The sequence below is a fragment of the Pseudomonas sp. 1121_17 genome, from assembly GCF_052850745.1.
Genome location: NZ_VXCX01000001.1, coordinates 335,285 through 359,726, shown reverse-complemented (window position 1 = coordinate 359,726; position 24,442 = coordinate 335,285). Strand labels below are relative to the sequence as shown.

Here is a 24,442-nt window from a genome sequence, read left to right as displayed (position 1 = left end):
GCGTCCTGCGAATTGTTCAGCCCTGACTATTTATAGCTATTGGCCACTAGCGGCGCAACTCCGACATTACCCAGTGCTACTTCAGCGCAGCTGCAAGCGCCAGGCACGGTGGATCTTGCTGTTGCGAGCAAAGTCCGGATCAACCGTCTGCGCGCTTATTTCTTCCACGGCATACCGCGCGCTCACGCTCTCGTCGAGCTGGAACTTGCGGAAGTTGTTGGAGAAATACAGCACACCGCCAGGCGCCAACCGGGCCAGGGCCAGGTCAAGCAACTGCACGTGGTCGCGCTGCACGTCGAACACCCCTTCCATGCGCTTGGAATTGGAGAACGTCGGCGGGTCGATGAAGATCAGGTCGTAGCTCTCGCGGCAGCTCTCCAGCCAGGCCATGACGTCACCCTGCTCCAGGCGATGGCGATCGGAGTAGCCATTGAGCGAGAGGTTGCGCCGCGCCCAGTCCAGGTAGGTCTTGGACAGGTCGACGCTGGTGGTCTCGCGTGCGCCGCCCTTGGCCGCATGCACAGTCGCCGTGGCGGTGTAGCAGAACAGGTTGAGAAAACGCTTGCCGGCCGCCTCGCGCTGGATGCGCATGCGCATCGGGCGGTGATCGAGGAACAGCCCGGTGTCGAGATAGTCGGTCAGGTTGACCAGCAACTTGACCCCGCCTTCGCTGACTTCCTGGAAACGCCCTTCAGTCGCTTGACGCTCATACTGGCGAGTACCGCTCTGACGCTGACGGCGCTTGAGCACAATACGCTGCTGATCGATGCCCAGTGCCTGCGGGATCGCTGCAAGCACATCGAGCAGACGCCCTTGGGCCTTTTCTGGATCGATGGTACGCGGGGCGGCGTACTCCTGAACGTGCACCCAATCCTGGTAGAGGTCGATCGCCACAGCGTATTCGGGCATGTCGGCGTCATACAGGCGGTAGCAGTCGATCTGTTCGCGGCGGGCCCACTTGCCCAGCTGCTTGAGGTTCTTCTGCAAGCGGTTGGCAAACATCTGCGCACCTTCGGAAAGGCGCGCCGGCTCATTGACGACTGCTACCGGGCGATCGCTTTCAGCTTCCTTGGCCTCGACAGAACGACGCTCGCCGGAGACACCCGTGACGAACTGATCAGGCTGGATCTTGAACAGCAGCAGTTTGCACGGCAACGCGCCGTTCCAGAACGCGTATTGTTTGTGGCTGCGCACACCCATACGCTTGCCCAGTTCAGGCGCGCCGGTGAACACCGCCGCCTCCCAGCCCAGACACGCCTGGCGCAGACGCTCGCCCAGGTTCTGGTAGAGGTAGAGCAAACTGGCCTCGTCGCCCAGACGCTCGCCGTAAGGCGGGTTGCTAATGACCAGACCTTTCTGGTTCTGGTCCGGACGCGGTTCAAACGTGCCGACCTCACCCTGATAGATCTTGATCCAGTCGCTCAGGCCGGCCCGTTCGACGTTGTTGCGACCCGGCTGAATCAGCCGTGGGTCGGCTTCGTAACCGCGAATCCACAGCGGCGGCTTGGCCAGGCCGGCTTCGGCGCGCTGGGTTGCTTCGTCATGAACCTTGCGCCACAACGCCGGCACGTGGCCAAGCCAGGCGCTGAAGCCCCAACGCTCGCGCTTGAGGTTGGGCGCAATATCGGCGGCGATCATCGCGGCCTCGACGAGGAAGGTACCGACACCGCACATCGGGTCAGCCAGCGCGCCGCCTTCGGCAGCAATGCGCGGCCAGCCGGAACGAATCAGCACCGCTGCGGCGAGGTTTTCCTTGAGCGGCGCGGCGCCCTGCTGCAGGCGATAGCCGCGCTGGTGCAGGCTGTGCCCAGAGAGGTCGAGCGAGAGGATCGCTTCACCACGATCCAGGCGCAGGTGCACACGCATGTCCGGATTCAGCTTGTCGACTGACGGGCGCAGGCCGTCTTTGTCGCGCAGCTTGTCGACGATGGCATCCTTGACCTTCAGCGCACCAAAGTGGGTGTTGTCGATGCCCGAACCATGCCCGCTGAACTCCACGGCCAGCGAGCCATCGGCGAGCAGATGATCCTGCCATTCGACGGCATTGACGCCGTCGTAGAGGTCATCGGCATTTTTCATCGCAAAGCGTTTGAGCACCAGCAGTACGCGGTTGCCCAAGCGGGACCATAGGCACAAGCGGTAGGCGGTTTCCATGTCGGCCTCGCCACGAATGGCCGAGGTGTGCTCACGCACGTCCTCAAGGCCGAGGCCTCGGGCCTCATCGGCGAGCAGGCCTTCTAGGCCCTTGGGGCAGGTGAGGTAAAGTTCGAAACGGTCCGACATGAGTATTCCAGTGCCTATGGCTATTTGAGTGACGGGACGACGCATCGTCCGTCAGGGTTTTCCCGAGCGCCCTTTTCAGGCGCTCGGGTGGCCTTGCGTGATTCGCGAAGGCCTGGCCGCCCGACAATTGTGCATGCACCCAAGGGTGAAAGCAGCCTTTGATCGTCGAGCAGTACGAAAAATTCTTGCGCCAGGTCATTAAAATGACCCTTCGTCGCATTTCAAATTAATTCAGCCGTTTTTTGACGACGCTGGCTAAATAGCGGCCAGTGCGGCTAAACCCCGATCACAGCGGGCATTTGCTCAAACAAGGTTGAGTCGCATTTATTTACTTATCACTTCACCTACAGAAACGTTACGTCCTTATGACAAAACGATCATTCACACTGTGACTTTCATTGGTTAGAACTGATCACAGGCCGCTTCGCAACGAAACGGCACTTCAAGCTCGCCACGCCGGCAGCGAGCGCAAACCGGCAGAAAGATTCTGCCCGGCCTCTGTGAGGCCGACGGGACATTACAGTCAACAAGTGAGGGCAACACCCTATGAGAAGACTTAAGCGTGATCCGTTGGAAAGAGCATATTCACGTGGCTACCAGTATGGGGTCACCGGCAAATCTCGCGAACTTTGCCCTTTCACCCTAGCATCCGTACGTCAGGCCTGGATAAACGGCTGGCGGGAGGGTCGCGGAGATAACTGGGACGGCATGACCGGCACTGCTGGCATCCATAGACTCAACGAAAATCACGCCGTTGGCTGATCAGGGAATCTGAATTCGAGTCACCATGCACGCCCCATCCGGGCGGCGGGCTACGGCCCAGGGGCCCCTTAAAGGGGCCCTTTTTTATACCCGCTGATCAGCCCCGTGGCATTGCTGCAATGGCATCGACTGCTTCGCGAATCAGCGCCGGGCCCTTATAGATGAAGCCCGAATAGATCTGTACCAAGCTGGCACCGGCAGCGATTTTCTCAGCTGCGTGACGGCCTTCGGTTATCCCACCTGCGGCGATGATCGGCATCCGCCCGGCCAACTCCCCTGCCAGCACCTTGACTGTATGGGTACTCTTGGCCAGCACTGGCGCACCCGACAGGCCACCGGCTTCAGCACCATACGGCAGGCTCTCGACGCCTTCACGGGACAGCGTGGTATTGGTTGCGATCACTGCATCCATGCCCGACTCCAGCAGCGCCGCAGCTACCAGCGCGGTTTCTTCGTCGGTCATGTCCGGGGCAATCTTGATCGCCAGCGGCACACGCTTGGCATACTCAGTGGCAAGCTGCTCGCGGCGCACCGCAAGCGCATCCAGCAACTGCTTGAGCGAGTCACCGAACTGCAGCGAGCGCAGGCCCGGGGTATTCGGCGAGCTGACATTGACGGTGATGTAGCTGGCGTCGTTGTAGACCTTCTCCAGGCCAATCAGGTAATCGTCCACCGCGCGCTCGACCGGCGTGTCGAAGTTCTTGCCGATGTTGATCCCCAGCACGCCATCGAAGCGCGAGGCACGCACCCGCTCCAGCAGATGATCGACGCCCAGGTTGTTGAAGCCCATGCGGTTGATGATCGCCGTTGCCTCAGGCAGACGAAACAGCCGCGGCTTGGGGTTGCCCGGCTGCGGGCGTGGCGTCACGGTACCGATTTCGACAAAGCCGAAGCCCAGCTGGGCAAAGCCATCGATGGCCGCGCCGTTCTTGTCCAGACCCGCCGCCAGCCCGACCGGGTTGGCGAAGTTCAAGCCCATCACCGTTACTGGCGATGGCGCCGGCTGCTTGCATAGCAAGCCATTGAGCCCCAGCCGGCCACCGGCTCCAATCAGGTCCAGGGACAGGTCGTGGGAGGTTTCCGGAGAAAGCTTGAACAGCAGCTGGCGGGCCAGGTTATACATGGGCGGGCAAGACTCGGGGATGAGTGAGGCGGCGATTATAGCCAGCACGCCGCTGGCGCGACAGGCCTTTGCTGACCGTCTGGCATATGCCTTGCTTCAACAGCAGGCAAAGCCTACTCGGTACAGGCGAGGATTTTTGTGAATACAGCTCCCCACGCAACACCTCTGGCCTGGGTCAACGGTAGTGACGCGCCGGAAAAACCCAGCCTCGATATCGGTTTCATGCCCCTTACCGACTGCGCTTCGGTAGTGGTAGCCGCCACTCAGGGCTTCGCCCAGCAGCAAGGCCTGACCCTCAACCTCAAGCGCCAGGCCTCCTGGGCCGGCATGCGCGACAAGCTGGTCAGTGGCGAGCTGGATGCAGGGCATTGCCTGTATGGCTTGATCTACGCCGTGCACCTGGGCATCGGCGGCAGCGCCCGCCGCGGTATGGCCGTGCTGATGGGCCTGAACCAGAACGCCCAGGCCATCAACCTGTCCCCCGCCCTGCAGCGCAAAGGCGTGACCAGCCCTGAAGCACTGGCAAAACTGGTGCACCAATCAGGGGCGAAGCTGACCTTTGCGCAGACATTTCCTACCGGCACCCACGCCATGTGGTTGTATTACTGGCTGGCCAGCCAGGGCATTCATCCGCTGCATGACGTCGCCAGCGTCGTGGTGCCGCCCGCGCAAATGGTCGCCCATGTACAGGCCGGTCGCATCGATGGCTTTTGCGTCGGCGAACCCTGGTCAGCCCAGGCGGTGGCCGAGGGCCAGGGTTTCACCCTCGCCACCAGCCAGTCGATCTGGCCGGACCACCCGGAAAAGGTCCTTGGCTGCGCGCGAGCGTTCGTCGAGCTGTACCCCAACAGCGCCCGTGCACTGATCAAGGCGATATTGGCCGCCAGCCAGTTTATCGAGCAGAGCCAGGAGAATCGCCGTAGCACGGCTCATCTACTGAGCGGCAGTGCCTACCTGGATACCGCAGTGGCGACGATTGAACCGCGCCTGCTCGGCGACTATCAGGACGGGCTGCGCAATCACTGGCAGGACCCCCACGCACTGCGCTTTCATGACCAGGGCCGGGCCAACCAGCCCTACCTGTCCGATGGCATGTGGTTCATGACCCAGTTCCGCCGTTGGGGTTTGCTGCGCGAAGACCCCGACTACCTGGCGGTTGCCAACCAGGTGCAGCAGCTAGCCCTGTATCGCGCCGCTGCCGCTGAGCTCGGCTTGCCAGGCGACGTATCAGCGATGCGCAGCAGCCTGTTGATCGACGGCATCCGCTGGGATGGCAGCGACCCGCATGGCTACGCCCGCAGTTTTCACCTGCACGCCATGACACCGGCGCCTAGCGCCCATCTCGCTCGGTGAAGGGGCTGAACATGCTACGGATCCTGTTGATCGACGACACAGAGAAAAAAGTCGGCCGGCTCAAGCTGGCACTGATCGAGGCCGGCTTCGAGGTCATCGAGGCCACGGGCCTAACCATCGACCTGCCTGCCTGCGTCGAAACGGTGCGCCCGGACGTGGTCTTGATCGATACCGAGTCACCGGGGCGTGATGTCATGGAGCAGGTTGTGCTGGTCAGCCGCGATCTGCCGCGGCCGATTGTCCTGTTCACCGACGAACACGACCCGGATGTGATGCGCCAAGCGATCCACGCCGGGGTCAGTGCCTACATCGTCGAGGGCATTCAGAGCAGCCGCCTGCAGCCGATTCTGGATGTAGCGATAGCCCGCTTCGAGAGCGACCAGGCGCTCAAGGCTCAGCTGTTGGCGCGCGACCAGCAACTGGCCGAGCGCAAGCGTGTGGAGCATGCCAAGGGCTTGCTGATGAAGATGAAGGACTGCAATGAAGAGCAGGCCTACACCCTCATGCGCCGCCAGGCCATGAGCAAGCAGCAGAAGCTCATCCAGGTGGCGGAGCAGATCATCGCCATGCACGAGTTGCTCGGCTGAAACGGATGCCGCCTACGGGATTGGCCCGGCTTTTGCTCTGCAATCACTACAGGTAGCCAACGGCGGTTGCCACAGTTTCCGACAAAGACGTCGCTCACCCCTCCATCAAGATGGATCGGGTAGCGGCGTCTTTCTCGTTCCAGCCCGGCACAGCCTGGGCATGACAACCGTTGCAAGCCGCGTGAGGTGTTCGATGAATACGAGCTTCTGGAAATCCGGGCATGTGCCTACCCTGTTTGCTGCATTCCTGTATTTCGACCTGAGTTTCATGGTCTGGTACCTGCTCGGCCCGATGGCGGTGCAGATTGCCACTGACCTGCAGCTGACCCCACAAGAGCGCGGCCTGATGGTCGCCACGCCCATCCTGGCCGGCGCCCTGCTACGCTTTGGCATGGGTCTGCTGGTCGATCGTCTGTCGCCCAAAACCGCTGGACTGATGGGCCAGGTGGTGGTGATCGTGGCGTTGGCCTGCGCCTGGCACTGGGGCGTGCACAGCTACGAACAGGCCTTGCTGCTGGGAGTATTTCTCGGATTTGCCGGCGCTTCGTTCGCCGTGTCACTGCCGCTGGCCTCGCAGTGGTACCCGCCGCAGCATCAGGGCAAAGCGATGGGCATCGCTGGCGCCGGCAACTCCGGCACCGTCTTCGCGGCGCTGCTGGCGCCTGCCCTGGCCGCAGCCTATGGCTGGAACAACGTGTTCGGCTTCGCCCTGATCCCGCTGCTGCTGACCCTGCTGGTGTTTGCCCTGCTGGCCCGCAACGCGCCGCAACGACCAAAACGCAAAGCCATGGCCGACTACTTCAAGGCGCTGGGTGATCGCGACAGCTGGTGGTTCATGTTCTTCTACAGCGTCACCTTCGGCGGCTTCATTGGCCTGGCCAGCGCCCTGCCGGGCTACTTCAGCGACCAATATGGCCTGAACCCGATCACTGCCGGCTACTACACCGCGGCCTGCGTGTTTGGCGGCAGCATGATGCGCCCGCTGGGCGGCGCTCTGGCCGACCGCTTTGGCGGCATTCGCACCCTGCTCGGCATGTATGGCGTAGCTGCGGTATGTATCGCCGCGGTCGGCTTCAACCTGCCTAGCGCCACCGCTGCGCTGGCTCTTTTCGTCAGCGCCATGCTTGGCCTGGGCGCCGGCAATGGCGCGGTGTTTCAGCTGGTGCCGCAGCGCTTCCGCCAGGAAATCGGGGTAATGACTGGCTTGATCGGCATGGCCGGCGGCATCGGTGGCTTCCTCTTGGCCGCAGGGCTAGGCATGATCAAGCAGCACACCGGCGACTACCAGCTGGGTCTGTGGCTTTTCGCAAGCCTGGGCCTGCTGGCCTGGTTTGGCCTGCATGGGGTCAAACTACGCTGGCGCACCACCTGGGGCTCGGCTGCGGTTACCGCAGCGCGGGTATAGGGCAAACCCATGAGCCTGCAATTGCGCTTTGCCCAAGCCAGCGCCACCGGTCCGCGCAGCGAGAACCAGGACGCCCTGCGGCTGGTGACACCGGCGCCGGAATTGGCAGCGAGCAAAGGCTATCTGGTCGCACTGGCCGACGGCGTCAGTCAGTGCGCCGATGGCGGCTTGGCCGCGCGAGCCAGCCTGCAGGCGCTGGCGCTGGACTACTACGCCACGCCGGCCACCTGGCCGGTCGCGCAGGCGCTGGATCGCCTGCTGCTGGCGCAAAACCGCTGGCTGCGCGCCCAAGACAGCGGCCAGCCGCTGCTGACCACCCTCACTGCACTGGTCCTGCGCGGGCGTCGCTTCACCCTCGCCCACGTCGGTGACTGCCGCGCCTATCGCTGGGATCAGGGCCGCTTGCTGTGCCTGAGCGAAGACCATGTCTGGGATCAGCCGGGCATGCAGCATGTCCTCAAGCGCGCGCTGGGCCTGGACCAGCATCTGTTGGTGGACTATCTGGACGGTGAGCTGGTCGCCGGCGAAACTCTGCTGCTGCTCAGCGATGGTGTCTGGGCCTGCCTTGGCGAGCAAGCGATTGCCGCCATCCTCAAAGATCAACCTGACCTGCAGAACGCCGCCGACATCTTGGTCGCTAGCGCCCATCATGCCGGTAGCCAGGACAACGCCAGTGCCGTGCTGGTGCAGGTCGAACAGCTCGGCCCGAGCAACTTCAGCGACACCCTGGCGCAACTGCAGCAATGGCCAGTGCCCGGGCCGCTGCGCCCCGGGCAAGCCATCGATGGCTGGCAGGTCGATGCTCAGTTAGCCCGCAGCCGCCAGTCGCTGCTGTATCGGGTGCATGACAGCCAGGGCCAGGCGTGGCTGCTCAAGACCCTGCCCGGCGTCGCCGAAGCAGATCCGGGCGCCGCTCAGCGCTTGCTGCAGGAAGAGTGGTTTCTGCGGCGGGTGGCCGGTCGGCACTTCCCAGAGGTGCATGCGGCCAATCACCGTCAGCATGTGTACTACCTGATGCGCGAATACCCGGGCCAGACCCTCGGCGCCCTGTACAACGTGCAAGGCCCGCTACCCCTGGCGCAGTGGCTGGAAATCGCCCGTCAGCTGCTGCAGGCAGTCGGCGTGCTGCACCGGCGCAACCTGCTGCATCGGGATATCAAGCCCGAGAATCTGCACCTGGGCACAGACGGCCAGTTGCGCCTGCTCGACTTCGGTCTGGCCTATTGCCCAGGGCTTTCTGAAGACGCCCCCCATGACCTGCCCGGTACGCCGTCGTTCATTGCCCCGGAGGCGTTCGACGGGCAACCGCCGCAGGCGCGCCAGGACCTCTATGCCACGGGTGTAACACTTTACTACCTGCTCACCGGGCACTACCCCTACGGTGAAATCGAGGCCTTCCAACGGCCGCGCTTCACCCACCTGGTCAGCCCCGGCCGTTATCGCCCGGACCTGCCTGAATGGCTGCAACGCAATTTGGAGCAAGCCGTCGCGGCCGATCCCCGGCAACGTTTCGAAACCGCCGAGCAATGGCTGCTGTTGCTCGAGTGTGGCGACCGCCAGGAACTGAGCGAGCGGCCACGGCCATTGCTGGAGCGCGAGCCGCTCAAGGTCTGGCAGACGCTTGCCGTGCTGTCTCTGCTGTTCAACCTGATATTGCTGTTCAGCCTGTTCAAGGGCTGAGCGCGCTGCTTGATGAGGAACATCTGATGAATGCAAAAATCTGGTTGGTTGGTGCCGGCCCCGGCGACCCTGAACTGCTTACGCTGAAAGCGGTGCGGGCCTTGCGCGAGGCGCAGGTGGTGATGATCGATGACCTGGTCAATCCGGCTGTGCTTGAGCATTGCCCAGGGGCACGGGTGATTGCCGTGGGCAAACGCGGCGGTTGTCGCTCGACGCCGCAAGCGTTCATTCAGCGCCTGATGTTGCGCCATGCCCGCCAGGGGCGCTGTGTGGTGCGCCTGAAAGGCGGCGACCCATGCATCTTTGGCCGTGGCGGCGAAGAAGCACTATGGCTGCAGCAGCGCGGTATCGAGGTGGAGTTGGTCAACGGCATCACCGCTGGACTGGCCGGCGCCACTCAGTGCGGCATCCCCCTCACCCTGCGCGGGGTCAGCCGTGGCGTGACCTTGGTGACAGCACATACCCAGGATGACAGCGAGCTGAACTGGGCGGGCCTGACCCAGGGCGGCACCACCTTGGTGGTGTACATGGGCGTTGCTCGGCTGGGGGACATTCGCCGGGGTTTGCTCGAGGCCGGCATGGCGGCAGACACGCCCGTCGCCATGATCGAAAACGCGTCGCTACCGAGCCAGCGCGAGTGCCGCAGTACGCTGCTGGAGATGGCCATGGATGCGACCGCCTTCGCCCTGCGCAGCCCAGCAGTGCTGGTGATAGGCGAAGTGGCGCGGCAAGGCGCGGTGGTCGAACTGGTGACCGCAGCCGTAGGCGTTGCCTGAACACAGCGCAGCGGATTTTTTTACAGGCAAAGAAAAACCCGGCCTAGGCCGGGTTTTTCGTGAATCTCAGACCAATTACTTGGCTTGAGCTTCTACTTGCGCTTCAACGCGACGGTTAACAGCGCGACCTTCTTCGGTGGCGTTGTCAGCAACCGGACGGGTTTCGCCGTAGCCAACCGAGTCAACACGGCTCGATTCTACGCCGTACTGCTGGGTCAGAACTTGCTTAACGGCGCTAGCGCGACGCTCGGACAGCTTCTGGTTGTAAGCGTCTGGACCTACGGAGTCAGTGTGACCTTCGACAGTGGTAGTAGTCGATGGGTACTGCTTCATGAAGTCAGCCAGGTTCTTGATGTCGCCGTAGCTGTTAGGCTTGACAACCGACTTGTCGAAGTCGAATTTGACGTCCAGCTCAACACGTACGACTTCGGCAACTGCTGGGCAGCCGTCGGCGTCAACGGTAACGTTGGCTGGGGTGTCTGGGCATTTGTCGACGTTGTCGCAGACACCGTCGTTGTCGCTGTCGGAGCACACTTCAGCAACTGGAGCTGGAGCGACTTCAGCAGTCTTCGGGCTACCGCCGAAGTTCAGGCCGATACCAACGCTTGGCGCCCACTCGGTGTCGCCTTGGTCGATGTTGTACTGAGCTTCAACGCCAGCACGAGCGTAGAACATGTCGGTGATGTACCACTTGGCACCAGCGCCAACGTTGGCGAAGGTGGACTGGTTACGACCACCACGGCCGGTCTGGCCCAGGGACTGGTGGGAGAAACCAGCCGACACGTACGGACGGATTGCGTCGTACGGGTTGTTGAAGTGGTACAGAGCGTCCAGGGCGGTGTTCGAGCCCTTGATGTTCTTGCCATCTTCGCCACGAGCGTTGTGGACTTCGTCGTAGCCCAGACGCAGTTCAACGTCGTCGGTCAGGAAGTAACCGATCGAGCCGCCGAACAGGTTGCCGTCGTTCTTGAAGTCACGCTGGCTGTCGAAGAATTCTTTCTTGTAGAAGCCTTCGACTTCTACAGCGCCTGTGCCTTGTGCCAGTGCGCCGAACGAAGCAGCGGCAACGAGCGAGCCAATGGCCAAGCCCAAAGTGTTTTTCAATTTCATCCGTTAAATCCCCATCGTGTGATAGATAAGCAGTCCCACCAAAAACCGGGGGACAACTCGACGGCAAGTCTAGCAGAACTCACCGGTGGTTTAGAGACATTTGCTGGCCACTAAGTTTCAACCTCGCCAGCAAATTTCTCTCTGAGCTTGTCGAGCGCACGCTTGTAGCGCATTTTCGTTGCGCTCAAGCCCATGTGCATGATATCGGCGATCTCTTGAAATTCCAGCTCTGCGACAAAACGCAGCACCAGGATCTCGCGGTCAATCGGGTTCACATGCACCAGCCACTTGTCCAGGCCGCCCTTTTCTTCAGGTTTTGGTGCCTTGTCCTCTGACGCCTCTTCTATAGGGTCAAGGCTCAAGGCATCCATCAGCCTGCGTTTGCGTCGCTCCTTGCGGTACTGGGTGATGCACTCGTTGTAGGTGATGCTGTAGAGCCAGGTCTTGAACTTGGATTTACCTTCGAAGTTCTTCAAACCGTACAGCACTTTTAGCATCACCTCCTGACAGACATCGTCAGCGTCGCGGTCGTTCCCCAGATAACGTGCACAAACGTTGAACAGGGTCCGTTGGTACCGGCGCATGAGTTCCTCATACGCTCGGGTAACGTGAAACAGCTCCTCATGCGAACGCGCCACCAACTCCTCGTCGGTGAGTTCGTGTGGGTCATAGCGCATGGGCGGCGAATGAACTTTATTCAAAACGAATCTGGCCGACAGTCAGGTCAAGTCGCCGCACGCACCCTCAGGGCGCGTTTTCGCGGCGACATACAGTAACAGCTTTTACCCGGTTAGCGGCTATCGACACGCTGTTCGAGCAAGCTGCGGTTGGCCAACGACACCAATTCGCCATCGTCGGTCAGCACTGTCGTCTTCACCGTGCCGATCTCTTCGATCTGCCCTTCAACCTCTCCAATCCGGACCTGTTGGCCGACCTGATACAGCTCGCGCACGTAAATCCCAGCCAGAATCTGCCCGGCAATTTCGCGGCTGCCCAAGCCCATCGCCAGGGCAATTGCCAGACCAACGGTAATCAAGCCAATGACGATTACATGGTTAAGCAGGTCGGTCTTGACCTCCAGCTGGCTGATAGCCACCGAGATCGCAATGATGATCACCAGGCCCTGGGCGATGCGCCCGACGCCTGCAGCGTACTCCAGGCCGATGCCTTCGGCAGCGCCGCGGACCAGGCCATTGACCAGTTGCGCAAGCATGACCCCGGCCAGCAGCACCAGGGCCGCGCCAAATACCTTGGGCAGATACAGTGCGAGCATGTCCAGCGTTGCCGAGACCCGCTCAAGGCCGAGTGACTCAGCCGCAGAGACGAGGAAGATCAGCAGCACGAACCAATACACGATCTTGCCGATCAGGGTCGATATCGGCACCTGAATGCCGCCGCGGCTGAGCATCTTGGTCATGCCGGTACCGGCCATCAGGCGGTCCAGGCCGAACTTGGCGAGCAACTTGGACAACAGCGTATCGAGCAGCTTGGCCACCACGAAACCGAGCAGCACCACGACCAGCGCGCCGAACAGGTTGGGGATGAAGTTCGCCACCTTGGTCCAAAGGGCAGTCATGGCGGTGACCAGGCTCTGGGTCCAGAGATCGAGTTCCATATTCAATCAGCCTTATCAGCTTTGCTGCCAGCGGCAGGATTACGGCGCACCGGCGCAACATGCGCCGAGCCATTGTTGACGGCAATCATCAGCGCCTGGCTCCAACGGCCAAGCAAGCTGAACAGATCGCCCGCACCAACCTGACGGTTGGCGGTTTTCAGCACGCGACCTAGACACGCTGCGTCGTCTCGGTCCTGACCGGACGGCGACGCATTGAGCAGGTCACGCAAGGATTGTTCAAACGGATCGTGCATGGGCACCTCGCGTAATGTCAGTCAAAGACGAGGGCGCCGGGCAACGGGTCACAACTTCACCGCAGGCGAATGGTTCAAAATGCACCGGATCACACCCAGCGCAGGCGGCGGAACAACAACCACTGCCCTGCCGCCAGCGCCAGTACCAGCAGGCTGGCGAACAGGAATCCATAGGGGCTGTCGGCGCCCGGAATGCCGCCGACGTTGATCCCCAGCAGGCCGGTGACAAAGCTCATCGGCAAGAAAATGCAGGTGATGATGCCGAAGCGGAACATGGTCCGGTTCATCCGCTCGCTGCGCCGCCGGTCTTCGCTCTCGAGCACCAGGGCGGCGCGCTCGCGGGTCAGTTCCAGCTCCTCGAGGTAGCGGATCAGGCTGTTGTTGAGTTCATTCCAGTAATCGGCATCAGCGTCGGCGAACCAGCTCCACTTGTGCCGAGTGAGTTGTACGTAGATTTCCCGCTGCGGCGCCAGAAACCGGCGCAGGCCAGCAGCGCGGCGGCGAATCTGCTGCAGCACGCCGTCTTCCGGAGTGTACCGTTCGTCGGATTCCACCTTCTCTTCTTCGAAGTCGACCAGTTCAGACAGATCGCTGACCAGCGCCTGGACCTTTTCGGTCAGCAGTTCGCCCATCAGCAAGAGCAACTCGGAGGCCGATTTGGGTCCCCTGCCCTCGCTCAGCAGCTGCAGGATTTCGTCACTGGCACGCAGTGGCCGCAAGCGCAGCGAGATGATTCGTTGCGCCTGGGCAAATATGCGCACCGAGACCATGTCTTCAGGCTCGGCACCAGGATTGAGATTGACCCCGCGCAAAAACAGCAGCAACTGCTCATCCGCCAACGGCAACAGCCGTGGTCGGGTGTTTTCTTCAAGCAGCAGCTCGCAGCTGAACTCGCTCAGCCCGCTTTCGCGCAGCAACCAGCTGCGGGTCTGCGGATGGCTGCGGTCCCAGTGCAGCCAAAGGCTCTGCTCTGGCTGCAACTGCAGGTCATCCAGTTCGGTCCGAGCGATAGAACGCGCGCCACCTTTGCCATCGAGCACCAGGGCATGCACCAGCCCCCACTGCGCGTTGTCTTCCTCGAACATTCCAGCTCCATCAGCGCGCGCGGCGCATCACTCGGGCATTTGCAGCGGTTGCGGCGAAACGATCACGCCGTTGTTGTCGGCGTACACGTACTCACCCGGGCGGAAGGTCACGCCGGCAAAGGTCACCACCACGTTGAGGTCGCCAAGGCCACGCTTGTCGGTCTTCAGCGGATGCGCGGCCAGCGCCTGCACACCGACGTTGGTCTGCACCAGCACGTCGACATCGCGCACGCAGCCATAGATGACCAGGCCTTCCCAACCGTTTTGCGCAGCCTTGGCGGCAATCATGTCGCCCAGCAGCGCACATCGCAGCGAGCCGCCACCGTCGACCACCAGCACCTTGCCGCGGCCATCAAGCTCGGCCTGGGCCTTGACCAGCGAATTGTCTTCAAAACACTTGATGGTCACGATCTGGCCACCGAACGAGTCGCGGCCACCGAAGTTGCTGAACATTGGTTCCAGCACCTGGACCAGGTCTGGGTTGGCGTCGCACAGATCGGGCGTTACGTAATGCTGCATGGGAAGGCTCCTGTCAGGCACAACGAAAGCGGAAAGTCCGGCCAAGGCTACACCGTGCGAGGTGGTGCAGTCATCTGCGACTGCTCAGTCAGGCTGGCCGCCAGTTCGGCGCCACGTACCGGCGCGACAGGATCACGCAACCAGCCTTCGATCAGCGGCCACACCTGGGTCTGTGCGGCCTTGCTTACCAACATGTCGACATGGCCAAAGGCATCGAAGCCCTGCTCCCGGCCCAGGCAAAGAAACTGCTTGCGCTCGGCGCCGTATTGCTCGAACAGCTTGCGGCAGGCCCACACCGGGTCCTGCAGATCACCCGCGCCCGCCACCGCCAGCAGTGGCACGTCGACCTCGGTCAGCCCCGCCCACCAATCCTTGCCCTTCTCGCCGAAGCGACCGAACAGGCCATGCCAACGCATGCTTTCCAGCGCCAGGCCGATCGGCTCATCTTCCGGCCCGCGCTTGAGCCGGGAGCCAGAAATATGTGCAAAGCGTTTGAGCAGCAAGCGCGCGCCCCACTCCACTGTCGGCACCTTCAACGGCCAGTACACGCGGCTGATCTGGGTGCCAAACAGGGCCACGCTGGCCACCTGTTCAGATGGCAGGTAAGCGCCACCCAGCGCTGCCGTAAGCGTGGTCCCGCCCAGCGAATGGCCGATCCAGTGCGCAGCCCGGCCGGCTTGTTCGTGGACAAATGCAGCAATCACTGGCAAATCGTAGCGCGCGTAGTCGGCTACGCGGTTTTGCCGCCACTGGCGATTACGCGGTGACAGGCCATGACCGCGCATCTCCGGGATCCACACATCAAAACCGGCCCGCGCCAGAAACGCGCCCAAGCCGATGCCTTTGGGCGAAAACCAGAACCGTCGATTGGAGAAGCTACCGTGCAGCAGAATCACCGGTATGCCATGAACGCCGCCGTGATCGGCAAGGCCAAGACGCGTGACCGCCAGCTCGACGCTGGGGTCGGGGCTGTTGCCAGCCTTGATCCGGTACACGTCTTCACTGAGGTCACCGCGGCGTTCGGCACTTTGCAAGGCCACGGGGAAGAGAGCGCTACTGCTTTGCATAGAATACTTGTATGAAAAAGGGCGGGAACCATCGCTGGAACTCGCCCCGAAGAATACGCGCGCAGGCACGTTGGACGTGCCTGCGCAGTGGTTGGATCAGGCCGGGGCTTGACCTTCGGCCAGGAAGAACCAGGTCTCGAGTACCGAATCCGGGTTCAACGACACGCTCTCGATACCCTGTTCCATCAGCCACTTGGCCAGGTCTGGGTGGTCGGAAGGGCCCTGACCACAGATGCCGATGTACTTGCCGGCCTTGTTACAGGCCTGGATGGCGTTGGCCAGCAGCTTTTTCACCGCAGGATTACGCTCATCGAACAGGTGCGCGATGATACCCGAATCGCGATCCAGGCCCAGGGTAAGCTGAGTCAGGTCGTTGGAGCCGATCGAGAAGCCGTCGAAGTACTCGAGGAACTCTTCAGCCAGAATCGCGTTGGACGGCAGCTCGCACATCATGATCACACGCAGGCCGTTGTCACCACGAGCCAGGCCGTTTTCGGCAAGCAGGTCGACAACCTGGCTGGCCTCACCCAGGGTACGCACGAACGGCACCATGATCTCGACGTTGGTCAGGCCCATCTCGTTGCGCACGCGCTTGAGCGCACGGCACTCGAGCTCGAAGCAGTCACGGAACGACTCGCTGATGTAGCGCGAAGCACCGCGGAAGCCCAGCATCGGGTTTTCTTCTTCCGGCTCGTACAGCTTGCCGCCGATCAGGTTGGCGTATTCGTTGGACTTGAAGTCCGACAGACGCACGATGACCTTTTTCGGGTAGAACGCCGCAGCCAGGGTGCTGATGCCTTCGACCAGTTTCTCGACATAGAAGCCGACCGGATCGGAATAACCGGCGATACGCTTGTCGACACTGTCCTTGAGCTCAGGTGGCAACCCGGCGTAGTTGAGCAGCGCCTTGGGGTGCACACCGATCATGCGGTTGATGATGAACTCCAGACGCGCCAGGCCGACACCGGCGTTGGGCAACTGGGCAAAATCAAAGGCGCGATCCGGGTTGCCGACGTTCATCATGATTTTGAACGGCAGGTCGGGCATGGCATCGACCGAATTCTGCTTGATGTCGAAGCCCAGCTCACCTTCGAAGATGAAGCCGGTATCGCCCTCAGCGCAGGACACGGTCACGCCCTGGCCGTCCTTGAGCAGCTGGGTGGCGTTGCCACAACCGACTACGGCCGGAATGCCCAGCTCACGAGCGATGATCGCCGCGTGGCAGGTACGCCCGCCACGGTTGGTGACGATGGCGCTGGCGCGTTTCATGACCGGTTCCCAATCCGGGTCGGTCATGTCCGAGACCAGCACGTCGCCCGGCTGGACGCGGTCCATTTCCGACACGTCGTTGATGATCCGCACCTTACCGGCGCCGATGCGCTGGCCAATGGCGCGGCCTTCGGCCAGTACCGTGCCCTTCTCTTTGAGCAGGTAGCGTTCCATGACATTGGCGCTGGCGCGGCTTTTTACCGTTTCTGGGCGGGCCTGAACGATGTACAGCTTGCCGTCGTCACCGTCCTTGGCCCACTCGATGTCCATCGGCCGCTGGTAATGCTGCTCGATGATCATGGCCTGCTTGGCCAGCTCGTTGACTTCGTCATCGCTCAGGCAGAAGCGCGCACGTTCGGCACGGTCGACTTCGACGGTCTTGACCGAACGACCGGCCTTGGCTTCGTCGCCGTAGATCATCTTCAGCGCCTTGCTGCCCAGGTTGCGGCGCAAGATCGCCGGGCGGCCGGCTTGCAGGGTGTGCTTGTGGACATAGAATTCGTCAGGGTTGACCGCGCCCTGAACCACGGTTTCGCCCAGGCCGTAGGCGCCGGTAATGAACACCACGTCGCGGAAGCCCGATTCGGTGTCGAGGGTGAACATCACCCCGGCAGTGCCGGTTTCGGAACGGACCATGCGCTGCACGCCAGCCGACAGGGCGACCAGTTTGTGGTCAAAGCCCTGGTGCACGCGGTAGGAAATGGCGCGATCGTTGAACAGCGAAGCGAATACTTCCTTGGCCGCGCGGATCACGTTTTCGACGCCACGGATATTGAGGAAGGTCTCTTGCTGGCCAGCAAAGGAGGCGTCTGGCAGGTCTTCGGCGGTGGCCGAAGAGCGCACGGCCACGGCCATGTTGTCGTTGCCCTGGGCCATTTCGGCGAAGGCAGCGCGGATTTCGGCATTCAGGCGCTCGGGGAACTCGGCTTCCATGATCCACTGACGGATCTGCGCGCCGGTCTTGGCCAGGGCGTTGACGTCATCCACGTCCAGTGCGTCGAGCGCGGCATGGATCTGCGCGTTCAGCCCGCTCTGCTCGAGAAAGTCACGGTACGCCTGAGCCGTAGTGGCAAAGCCGCCCGGCACCGAGACGCCGGCACCTGCGAGGTTACTGATCATCTCGCCGAGGGATGCGTTCTTGCCCCCCACATGCTCTACATCATGGACGCCGAGCTTATCGAGGGAAACTACGTACTCTACCAAGGTGATCTCTCCACTAACGGTGTTGGAAAAGCTCAGAGCGCCCGCCTGACGGTTCAGACTGGGCCGGGCGCTTATGGCCGGGACCTGGAAAATAAGTGAGAATGCCAAAAGCCGCATTCGGCAAAGCGAACTTATCATATCCAAGAAACGTCATCAGCTTAAGGCCTAGGGTGCAAATGAAACGAACCGCGTTTTTCATCTCCGACGGCACCGGCATCACTGCCGAGACCCTGGGTCAAAGCCTGCTTGCACAATTCGAGAGCATTCCGTTCAATAAATTCACCCGCCCGTACATCGACAGCCCGGACAAGGCGCGCACGATGGTGCTGCAGATCAACGCAGCGGCGGAGCGTGACGGGATGCGGCCGATCATCTTCGACACCATCGTCAACCAGGACATTCGCGAGATTCTGGCGACTTCCAACGGGTTCATGATCGATATCTTTTCGTCGTTCCTGTCGCCCTTGGAGCAGGAGCTGACCGCGCATTCGTCGTATTCGGTGGGCAAGTCGCACTCGATTGGCGGCAACTCCAACTACATGGAGCGGATCGAGGCGGTGAACTTTGCGCTGGACAACGATGATGGTGCGCGCACGCATTACTACGACAAGGCCGACCTGATTCTGGTGGGGGTGTCGCGCTGCGGCAAGACGCCGACCTGTCTGTACATGGCGATGCAGTTCGGGATTCGTGCGGCAAACTATCCGTTGACTGAGGATGACATGGAGCGGCTGCAGTTGCCGGCAGTGCTGAAGAAGCATCACAGCAAGCTGTTTGGCTTGACCATCGACCCGGACCGGTTGACGGCTATTCGCCATGAGCGCAAGCCTAATAGCCGGTATTCGAGCTTTGCGCAGTGTGAATTCGAGGTACGTGAGGTGGAGAACCTGTTCCGCCGGGAGAATATTCCGAATATTGATTCGACGCATTTTTCGGTTGAGGAGATTTCGGCGAAGATCTTGGTTGAGAAGGGGGTTGAGCGGCGGTTCAAGTAGGTTGGCATTATTGGATGTGGGCTTATCCGTTTGATTTAGTGGCAGTTTTGGCCCCTTTCGCCCTTACGGCGAGTCACTTTTTTGGCATTCGCCCAAAAAAGTGACTCGCCGTAAGGGCGAAAGGGGCCCGCAAACCCACCACAAAATCCGGATAAGCCCCAAAAGCAAAAAACCCCAGCACCAAAGGCACCAGGGTCTCTCACTCACAAACCAACCAAATCAGCTATCAGGAAGGCACAACCACAGCCTGCCCACTCATAGCCAGATCAACCAACTCTCGGTTAGCCACCGCATACATCGCATAGTCATGCCCCGAAGCACTGCGCAGATCATCCAGCATCGCGCGCCAGCGCTCCACCATCACCCGCCGCTGCTCAGACCACAACGCCACCCGCGCATCCATGTCCTGCGGCGCATCGGCCATCTGCAGCACAGAAATGGTGATCGCCCGCTGCTGCAGGTCGATGTCATCACGGAACGCCTCCCGCGCCAGCGCCTGCCAGTTGTTCTCCACCGGCAAGTTGCTGATCTCCTGCAGATACCAGGTCAGATCCAACGCACTGCCCACCGCGAAGAACGCCTTGGCCACCTGCGCTGGGTCATGCCCGGTCACATCCGAAGCCTCGATGATCGGCAGCAGCGTGTACAAATGCGTTGTCCCGGCAACCATCCGCGCCAGCAACTCGGGCACACCAGCCTCGACGAAGCCCTGATAACGCACCTGCCAGCGCTCACGGGTTGGCCCTTCCAGCAGCTCGTCCAGTTTCAGCCCAAGCTGGGCGATCTTCGGCCCGAAGTGGGCGACATCACGGCCTGCATCCTGCTCGTTGCGACGGCTACGCAGGAACCAGCGCGTGGCGCGGCGGCCCAGACGCATCAGCTCATCCATCAGGGTCAGCTGAATCTCGGCCGGAACCTGATAGTCCAACGCCTCGATCTGGCGGAACCAATGCGGCAGATGGAAGATATCGCGCACGATCACATAGGCCCCGGCGACGTTGGCCGGGCTCATGCCAGTCGACTCCTTGAGCCGCTGGACAAAGGTGATGCCCATGTTGTTGACCAGGTCGTTGGCGATCTGGGTGCTGACGATCTCGCGCTTCAGACGGTGACGGCGCATGGACTCGCCGAACTGGTTGAGCAGTGACGGCGGGAAGGCCGTCTCCATGTCGCGGGTCAGATAGTCGTCATCCGGCACCTGCGATTTCAGCAGTTGCTCTTTGAGGTCGATCTTGCTGTACGAAATCAGCACCGACAGCTCGGCCCGGGTCAGGCCCTGGCCTGCGGCCAGACGCTCGGCCAGTTGCTCTTCGGACGGCAGGAATTCGATCGCCCGATCGAGCTTGCCGCGCGCTTCAAGGTCGGCCATCAGGCGCTTGTACTCGGCAATCCGCTCGCGTACGCGACGGGCCGCCAGCGACAGCGCCTGGGTCTGCTTGTAGTTGTTGCCCAATACCAGCGCGCCAACTTCCTCGGTCATGCTGCCGAGCAGCTGGTTGCGCTGCTTCTCGGTCATGTCGCCACCCTGCACCACTTCGTTGAGCAGGATCTTGATATTGACTTCGTGGTCGGAGCAGTCGACGCCACCGGCGTTGTCGATGAAGTCGGTGTTGGTCGCGCCGCCGTTGAGGCCGTACTCGACCCGGCCAAGCTGGGTCATGCCCAGGTTGCCGCCCTCGCCCACTACCTTGCAGCGCAGCTCGTTGCCGTTGACGCGCAAGGCGTCGTTGGCCTTGTCGCCGACGTCGGCGTGGCTTTCGGTGCTGGCTTTGACGTAGGTACCGATACCGCCGTTCCAGAGCAGATCGACCGGCGCCTGCAGCAGCGCGTGCAGCAGCTCGGTCGGCGTCAGACGGTCGGCTTCGATGGCGAAGCGTTCCTTCATCTGCGGGCTGATGCTGATGCTCTTGGCGCTACGCGGGAAGATCCCGCCGCCTGCGGACATGATGCTGGTATCGTAATCGGTCCATGCCGAACGTGGCAGGTCGAACAAGCGCTGGCGCTCGGCGAAGCTGCTGGCCGGGTCCGGATTAGGGTCGATGAAGATGTGCAGGTGGTTGAAGGCAGCCACCAGCTGCAGCTTGTCGGACATCAGCAAGCCGTTACCGAAGACGTCACCGGCCATGTCGCCGACGCCAACCACCGTGATCGGATCTTGCTGGACGTTGATGCCGCGCTCACGGAAGTGGCGCTGCACGCCCACCCAGGCGCCGCGGGCAGTGATACCCATCTTCTTGTGGTCGTAACCAGCCGAGCCGCCCGAGGCGAACGCGTCTCCGAGCCAGAAGCCGTAGTCGATGGCAATGCCGTTGGCGATGTCGGAGAAGGTCGCGGTGCCTTTGTCGGCCGCCACCACCAGGTAAGGGTCGTCATCGTCATGCCGCACCACGTTGGCCGGTGGCACGACGCCGCCGTCCTTGAGGTTGTCGGTGATGTCGAGCAGGCCCGAGATGAAGATGCGGTAGCAGGCGATACCTTCAGCGGCGATGTCGTCACGGCTGCCGCCCAGCGGCAGGCGCCGTGGCAGGAAACCGCCCTTGGCGCCGACCGGCACGATCACCGAGTTCTTCACCTGCTGCGCCTTGACCAGACCGAGCACTTCGGTGCGGTAGTCTTCTTCACGGTCCGACCAGCGCAGGCCGCCACGGGCAACGTTGCCGAAGCGCAGGTGGACGCCTTCGACACGCGGCGAGTAGACGAATATCTCGAACTTGGGCACCGGCTTGGGCAGTTCGGGGATCAGCTTGGGGTTGAACTTGAAGCTGAAGTACGACTTGGCCTGGCCGCTGCTGTCCGGCTGGTAGAAGTTGGTACGCAGGGTGGCTTTGATCAGGTCCAGGTAGCGACGCAGGATGCGGTCTTCGTTGAGCACCTGAACGTCATCCAGGGCGCTGTTGATGGCCTGCTCCAGACGCAGCTGCTTGTCTTCCAGATCATCCTGGGTGAGCTTGCGTGCCAGGTAGAAGCGGGTCTTGAACAGCCGGGTCAGCTCCCGCGCGATGTCGGTGTGGTTGTTCAGGGTGCTGGCGATGTAGCCCAGATCGAAGCCCAGACGAATCTGCTTCATGTAGCGGGCGTAGGCGCGCAGCAGCGCCACATCACGCCATGGCAGGCCGGCGGTCAGTACCAGGCGGTTGAAGGCGTCGTTTTCAGCGTCGCCCTTGACGATATGGATGAAGGCATCCTGCAGAGTGTCGTTGAGCTGCTGGATATCCAGACTCAGGTCTTCGCTGTAGGTGAAGGCAAAGTCGTGAATCCAGTACTCGCGGCCATTCGCGTGGCGCAGGCGGTACGGGAACTCACCCAGCACACGCAGGCCAAGGTTTTCCAGGATCGGCAGCACGTCCGACAGCGCCAGCGGGGTATCGGCGTGGTACAGCTTGCAATGCAGCTGGCGCTCGCCGTACTGGCCCAGGGGCTGATAGAAGCTCATCGCCAGCGGCTTGGCTTCGTTCAGGGCCAGCACATGTTGTAGGTCGACAACCGCCGAATGGGCGCCAAAGCGCTCGCGGTAGCCCGCCGGGAAGCCCTTGGGGAAGTCCGCCAGGATATTGGTGCCCTGAGCTTCGCCGAAGTTTTCCACGACCAGGGCGGAGTAATCGTCCTGCCACGAACGGCAGGCCTGGATCACTTCGTTTTCCAGCTGCTGCGGGTCGATGTCGATGCGGTTCTTCGGGTCTACCCGCAGAATCAGTTGCACGCGCGCCAGCACCGACTCGGAGAAGAACGTCCAGAATTCGCAATCGCTGGCCTTCAGGCGCTCCATCAGCACTTGCTGGATTTTCTGGCGCACTTCGGTCGAATAGACCTCGCGTGGCACATAGGCCAGGCAGTAGCAGAAGCGGCCGTAAGGGTCTTTGCGCAGGAACACGCGGATCTTGTTGCGCTCCTGGATCTGCACGATCGACATGACAGTGCTGGACAGCTCGTCGATCGGGGTCTGGAACAGGTCGTCGCGCGGCAGCACTTCGAGCACCTGCGCCAGCTCCTTGCCCAGGTGGGCCTTGGCATCGAAGCCGGAGCGGCGCTCGACTTCGGCTACCTTGCCGCGGATGTACGGAATGGCATGCACGCTCTCGCCATACACCGACGAGGTGTACAGGCCCATGAAACGGCATTCCTTGATGACCTTGCCGTCGGCATCCAGCTGGCGGATCGACACATAGTCCGGGTAGGCCGGGCGGTGCACACGGCTCGGGAGTGCAGCCTTGGCGAAGGACAGCAGCAGCGGCTCGTTGAGGTAGGCCACAGCGTAGTCTTCGATGCGCAGCTCTTCGGCAGTCAGGCCGATGCGCAGGCGACGTGGCAGGCCGAGGAAGGACTGCTCGTCGTAGTTCATGCGCCCGCCATCGGCGCCGCCCTCGACGGTGAATTCTTCATAGCCGAGGAAGGTGAAGTGGTTATCCAGTAACCATTCGAGGAACGCCTTGACCTCGGCCTTCTCGTGCTGGGCTTGCGGGTACGGGGTCTGCTCAACCAGCGCCGCCACTTCGCGCAGCTTGGCTTTCATCGGTTCGAAGTCGGCAACCGCAACGCGTACTTCAGCCAGGACCTGTTCGATTTCCCGGGCCAGCGAGCTCAGCTCGGCTGCGTTGGCACAACGGTCGATTTCCAGGTACATCAGCGATTCATGTTGAACGCCGTCACCGTGGGTGCCTTTGGGCAGCAGCTCGAGCAGTTCGCCCTTGGCGCCGCGGCGCACACTGAGCACGGTGGTCTGCAGGGTGTGGATGCTGTAGCCGCGGCGGTTCAGCTCGGTGCGTACCGAGTCGACAAGGAACGGCAGGTCCTGGTGCAGGACTTCGACCACACTGTGGGTCGACTGCCAGCCATTGCGCTCGTAGTCGGGGTTGTACACCCGCACCAGCGGGGTTTCAGGGTCGAAGCGCTCGATGATGCGCCAGGCAGACAGGGTGCAGCCAGCCAGGTCGGAAAGCCGCCGCTGGGTAAGTTCGTCCAGAGAGATGATGCCGAAGAACTGTTCGGCGAACAGTGCCACTTGTGGCAGTGACTGTTCGCTGATGTGCTGCGCCAGGGCCGCTTGCAGTTGGTGCTGGAAGTCGGCTTTGCTGGCTGCGGTGAAAAACGCCATCTGTGGTACTCCGCTTGGGCTTTGTTTTGTAGTGAAGCGTCGTGCATGTGCGTGTTGCCTGGGATCAACAATAGCAACCCGGGGCAAAACAGGCCGATGAAACCAGGCGCTGAGCGTGTTTGCCACGCTCATCTGTTGGGTACCTGCAAAAGCGACTGCCTGTGGCTGTGCCTTTACGGGGACCCATCGACTGCGCAGCTTAACGACTGAGCGGTCACCGCGGCTTGCAGCGCTGCGACATATTCGGTCAAGGCCCGGTAACAT

Annotated in this window: 18 protein-coding genes; 7 read left to right on the top strand and 11 right to left on the bottom strand. The window is 61.7% G+C overall.

All coding sequences use genetic code 11. The features are described from left to right. Window positions 1-81: 81 nt before the first annotated feature. Entirely contained in the window at window positions 82-2,283 is a 2,202-nt protein-coding gene (gene rlmKL / locus FW789_RS01685; RefSeq protein ID WP_103438063.1) for a bifunctional 23S rRNA (guanine(2069)-N(7))-methyltransferase RlmK/23S rRNA (guanine(2445)-N(2))-methyltransferase RlmL, read from the bottom strand. Between the two features lie 546 nt (window positions 2,284-2,829). On the opposite strand from rlmKL, the gene rmf reads away from it, so the two are divergent. Continuing rightward, complete coding sequence (gene rmf / locus FW789_RS01680) at window positions 2,830-3,045, top strand: ribosome modulation factor (protein WP_101321305.1); 216 nt, start codon at window positions 2,830-2,832, stop codon at window positions 3,043-3,045. 97 nt (window positions 3,046-3,142) lie between these two features. Here rmf and FW789_RS01675 read toward each other — a convergent pair whose 3' ends face one another. Beyond that, on the bottom strand, window positions 3,143-4,168 hold the full coding sequence (locus tag FW789_RS01675; RefSeq protein ID WP_101321307.1) for a quinone-dependent dihydroorotate dehydrogenase: 1,026 nt from the start codon (window positions 4,166-4,168) through the stop codon (window positions 3,143-3,145). A gap of 138 nt (window positions 4,169-4,306) precedes the next feature. Between FW789_RS01675 and FW789_RS01670 the strand changes: the two genes are divergently transcribed. The 5 genes from FW789_RS01670 to cobA all read left to right on the top strand — a co-directional run bounded on the left by FW789_RS01670 (window position 4,307) and on the right by cobA (window position 9,969). After that, window positions 4,307-5,521, top strand: a complete 1,215-nt coding sequence (locus FW789_RS01670; protein WP_446430803.1) for a CmpA/NrtA family ABC transporter substrate-binding protein — start codon at window positions 4,307-4,309, stop codon at window positions 5,519-5,521. An 11-nt stretch (window positions 5,522-5,532) separates the two neighbouring features. Next, window positions 5,533-6,108: an ANTAR domain-containing response regulator gene (locus tag FW789_RS01665; RefSeq protein ID WP_103438824.1), complete on the top strand. Its 576-nt coding sequence runs from the start codon at window positions 5,533-5,535 to the stop codon at window positions 6,106-6,108. Window positions 6,109-6,301: 193 nt separating this feature from the next. After that, on the top strand, window positions 6,302-7,513 hold the full coding sequence (locus FW789_RS01660; protein WP_101321311.1) for a nitrate/nitrite transporter: 1,212 nt from the start codon (window positions 6,302-6,304) through the stop codon (window positions 7,511-7,513). 9 nt (window positions 7,514-7,522) lie between these two features. Then, window positions 7,523-9,193: a protein kinase domain-containing protein gene (locus FW789_RS01655; RefSeq protein ID WP_446430802.1), complete on the top strand. Its 1,671-nt coding sequence runs from the start codon at window positions 7,523-7,525 to the stop codon at window positions 9,191-9,193. Between the two features lie 26 nt (window positions 9,194-9,219). Beyond that, window positions 9,220-9,969: a uroporphyrinogen-III C-methyltransferase gene (gene cobA / locus FW789_RS01650; RefSeq protein ID WP_186699629.1), complete on the top strand. Its 750-nt coding sequence runs from the start codon at window positions 9,220-9,222 to the stop codon at window positions 9,967-9,969. 75 nt (window positions 9,970-10,044) lie between these two features. On the opposite strand, the gene FW789_RS01645 is transcribed toward cobA, so the two are convergent. The 8 genes from FW789_RS01645 to ppsA all read right to left on the bottom strand — a co-directional run bounded on the left by FW789_RS01645 (window position 10,045) and on the right by ppsA (window position 18,091). Further along, complete coding sequence (locus FW789_RS01645; protein WP_103438067.1) at window positions 10,045-11,079, bottom strand: OmpA family protein; 1,035 nt, start codon at window positions 11,077-11,079, stop codon at window positions 10,045-10,047. Between the two features lie 110 nt (window positions 11,080-11,189). After that, a complete protein-coding gene (gene sigX / locus FW789_RS01640) occupies window positions 11,190-11,756 on the bottom strand; it encodes an RNA polymerase sigma factor SigX (protein WP_101321319.1) in 567 nt (188 codons plus the stop codon). A gap of 113 nt (window positions 11,757-11,869) precedes the next feature. Beyond that, window positions 11,870-12,694: a mechanosensitive ion channel family protein gene (locus FW789_RS01635; protein WP_101321321.1), complete on the bottom strand. Its 825-nt coding sequence runs from the start codon at window positions 12,692-12,694 to the stop codon at window positions 11,870-11,872. A gap of 2 nt (window positions 12,695-12,696) precedes the next feature. Then, window positions 12,697-12,948 (bottom strand): CrfX protein, encoded by a 252-nt coding sequence (locus FW789_RS01630; protein ID WP_101321323.1) that lies wholly within the window; start codon window positions 12,946-12,948, stop codon window positions 12,697-12,699. Window positions 12,949-13,037: 89 nt separating this feature from the next. Next, window positions 13,038-14,033 carry a CorA family divalent cation transporter gene (locus FW789_RS01625; RefSeq protein ID WP_103438068.1) on the bottom strand — a complete coding sequence of 332 codons (996 nt, stop codon included), beginning with the start codon at window positions 14,031-14,033 and terminating at the stop codon, window positions 13,038-13,040. Between the two features lie 27 nt (window positions 14,034-14,060). Beyond that, window positions 14,061-14,552, bottom strand: coding sequence for a ribonuclease E activity regulator RraA (rraA, locus tag FW789_RS01620; RefSeq protein WP_101321327.1), 492 nt, complete (start codon window positions 14,550-14,552; stop codon window positions 14,061-14,063). Window positions 14,553-14,599: 47 nt separating this feature from the next. Beyond that, window positions 14,600-15,619 (bottom strand): alpha/beta fold hydrolase, encoded by a 1,020-nt coding sequence (locus tag FW789_RS01615; protein ID WP_186699631.1) that lies wholly within the window; start codon window positions 15,617-15,619, stop codon window positions 14,600-14,602. A 96-nt stretch (window positions 15,620-15,715) separates the two neighbouring features. Next, a complete protein-coding gene (ppsA, locus tag FW789_RS01610) occupies window positions 15,716-18,091 on the bottom strand; it encodes a phosphoenolpyruvate synthase (protein WP_446430801.1) in 2,376 nt (791 codons plus the stop codon). A 176-nt stretch (window positions 18,092-18,267) separates the two neighbouring features. Here ppsA and ppsR point away from each other — a divergent pair, with 176 nt between their 5' ends. Continuing rightward, window positions 18,268-19,086: a posphoenolpyruvate synthetase regulatory kinase/phosphorylase PpsR gene (gene ppsR, locus FW789_RS01605; RefSeq protein ID WP_103438071.1), complete on the top strand. Its 819-nt coding sequence runs from the start codon at window positions 18,268-18,270 to the stop codon at window positions 19,084-19,086. A gap of 226 nt (window positions 19,087-19,312) precedes the next feature. Here ppsR and FW789_RS01600 read toward each other — a convergent pair whose 3' ends face one another. Beyond that, the gene (locus FW789_RS01600) at window positions 19,313-24,178 is read right to left on the bottom strand and encodes an NAD-glutamate dehydrogenase (protein WP_446430800.1); all 4,866 of its coding nucleotides are present in this window, start codon (window positions 24,176-24,178) and stop codon (window positions 19,313-19,315) included. Window positions 24,179-24,442: the final 264 nt, after the last annotated feature.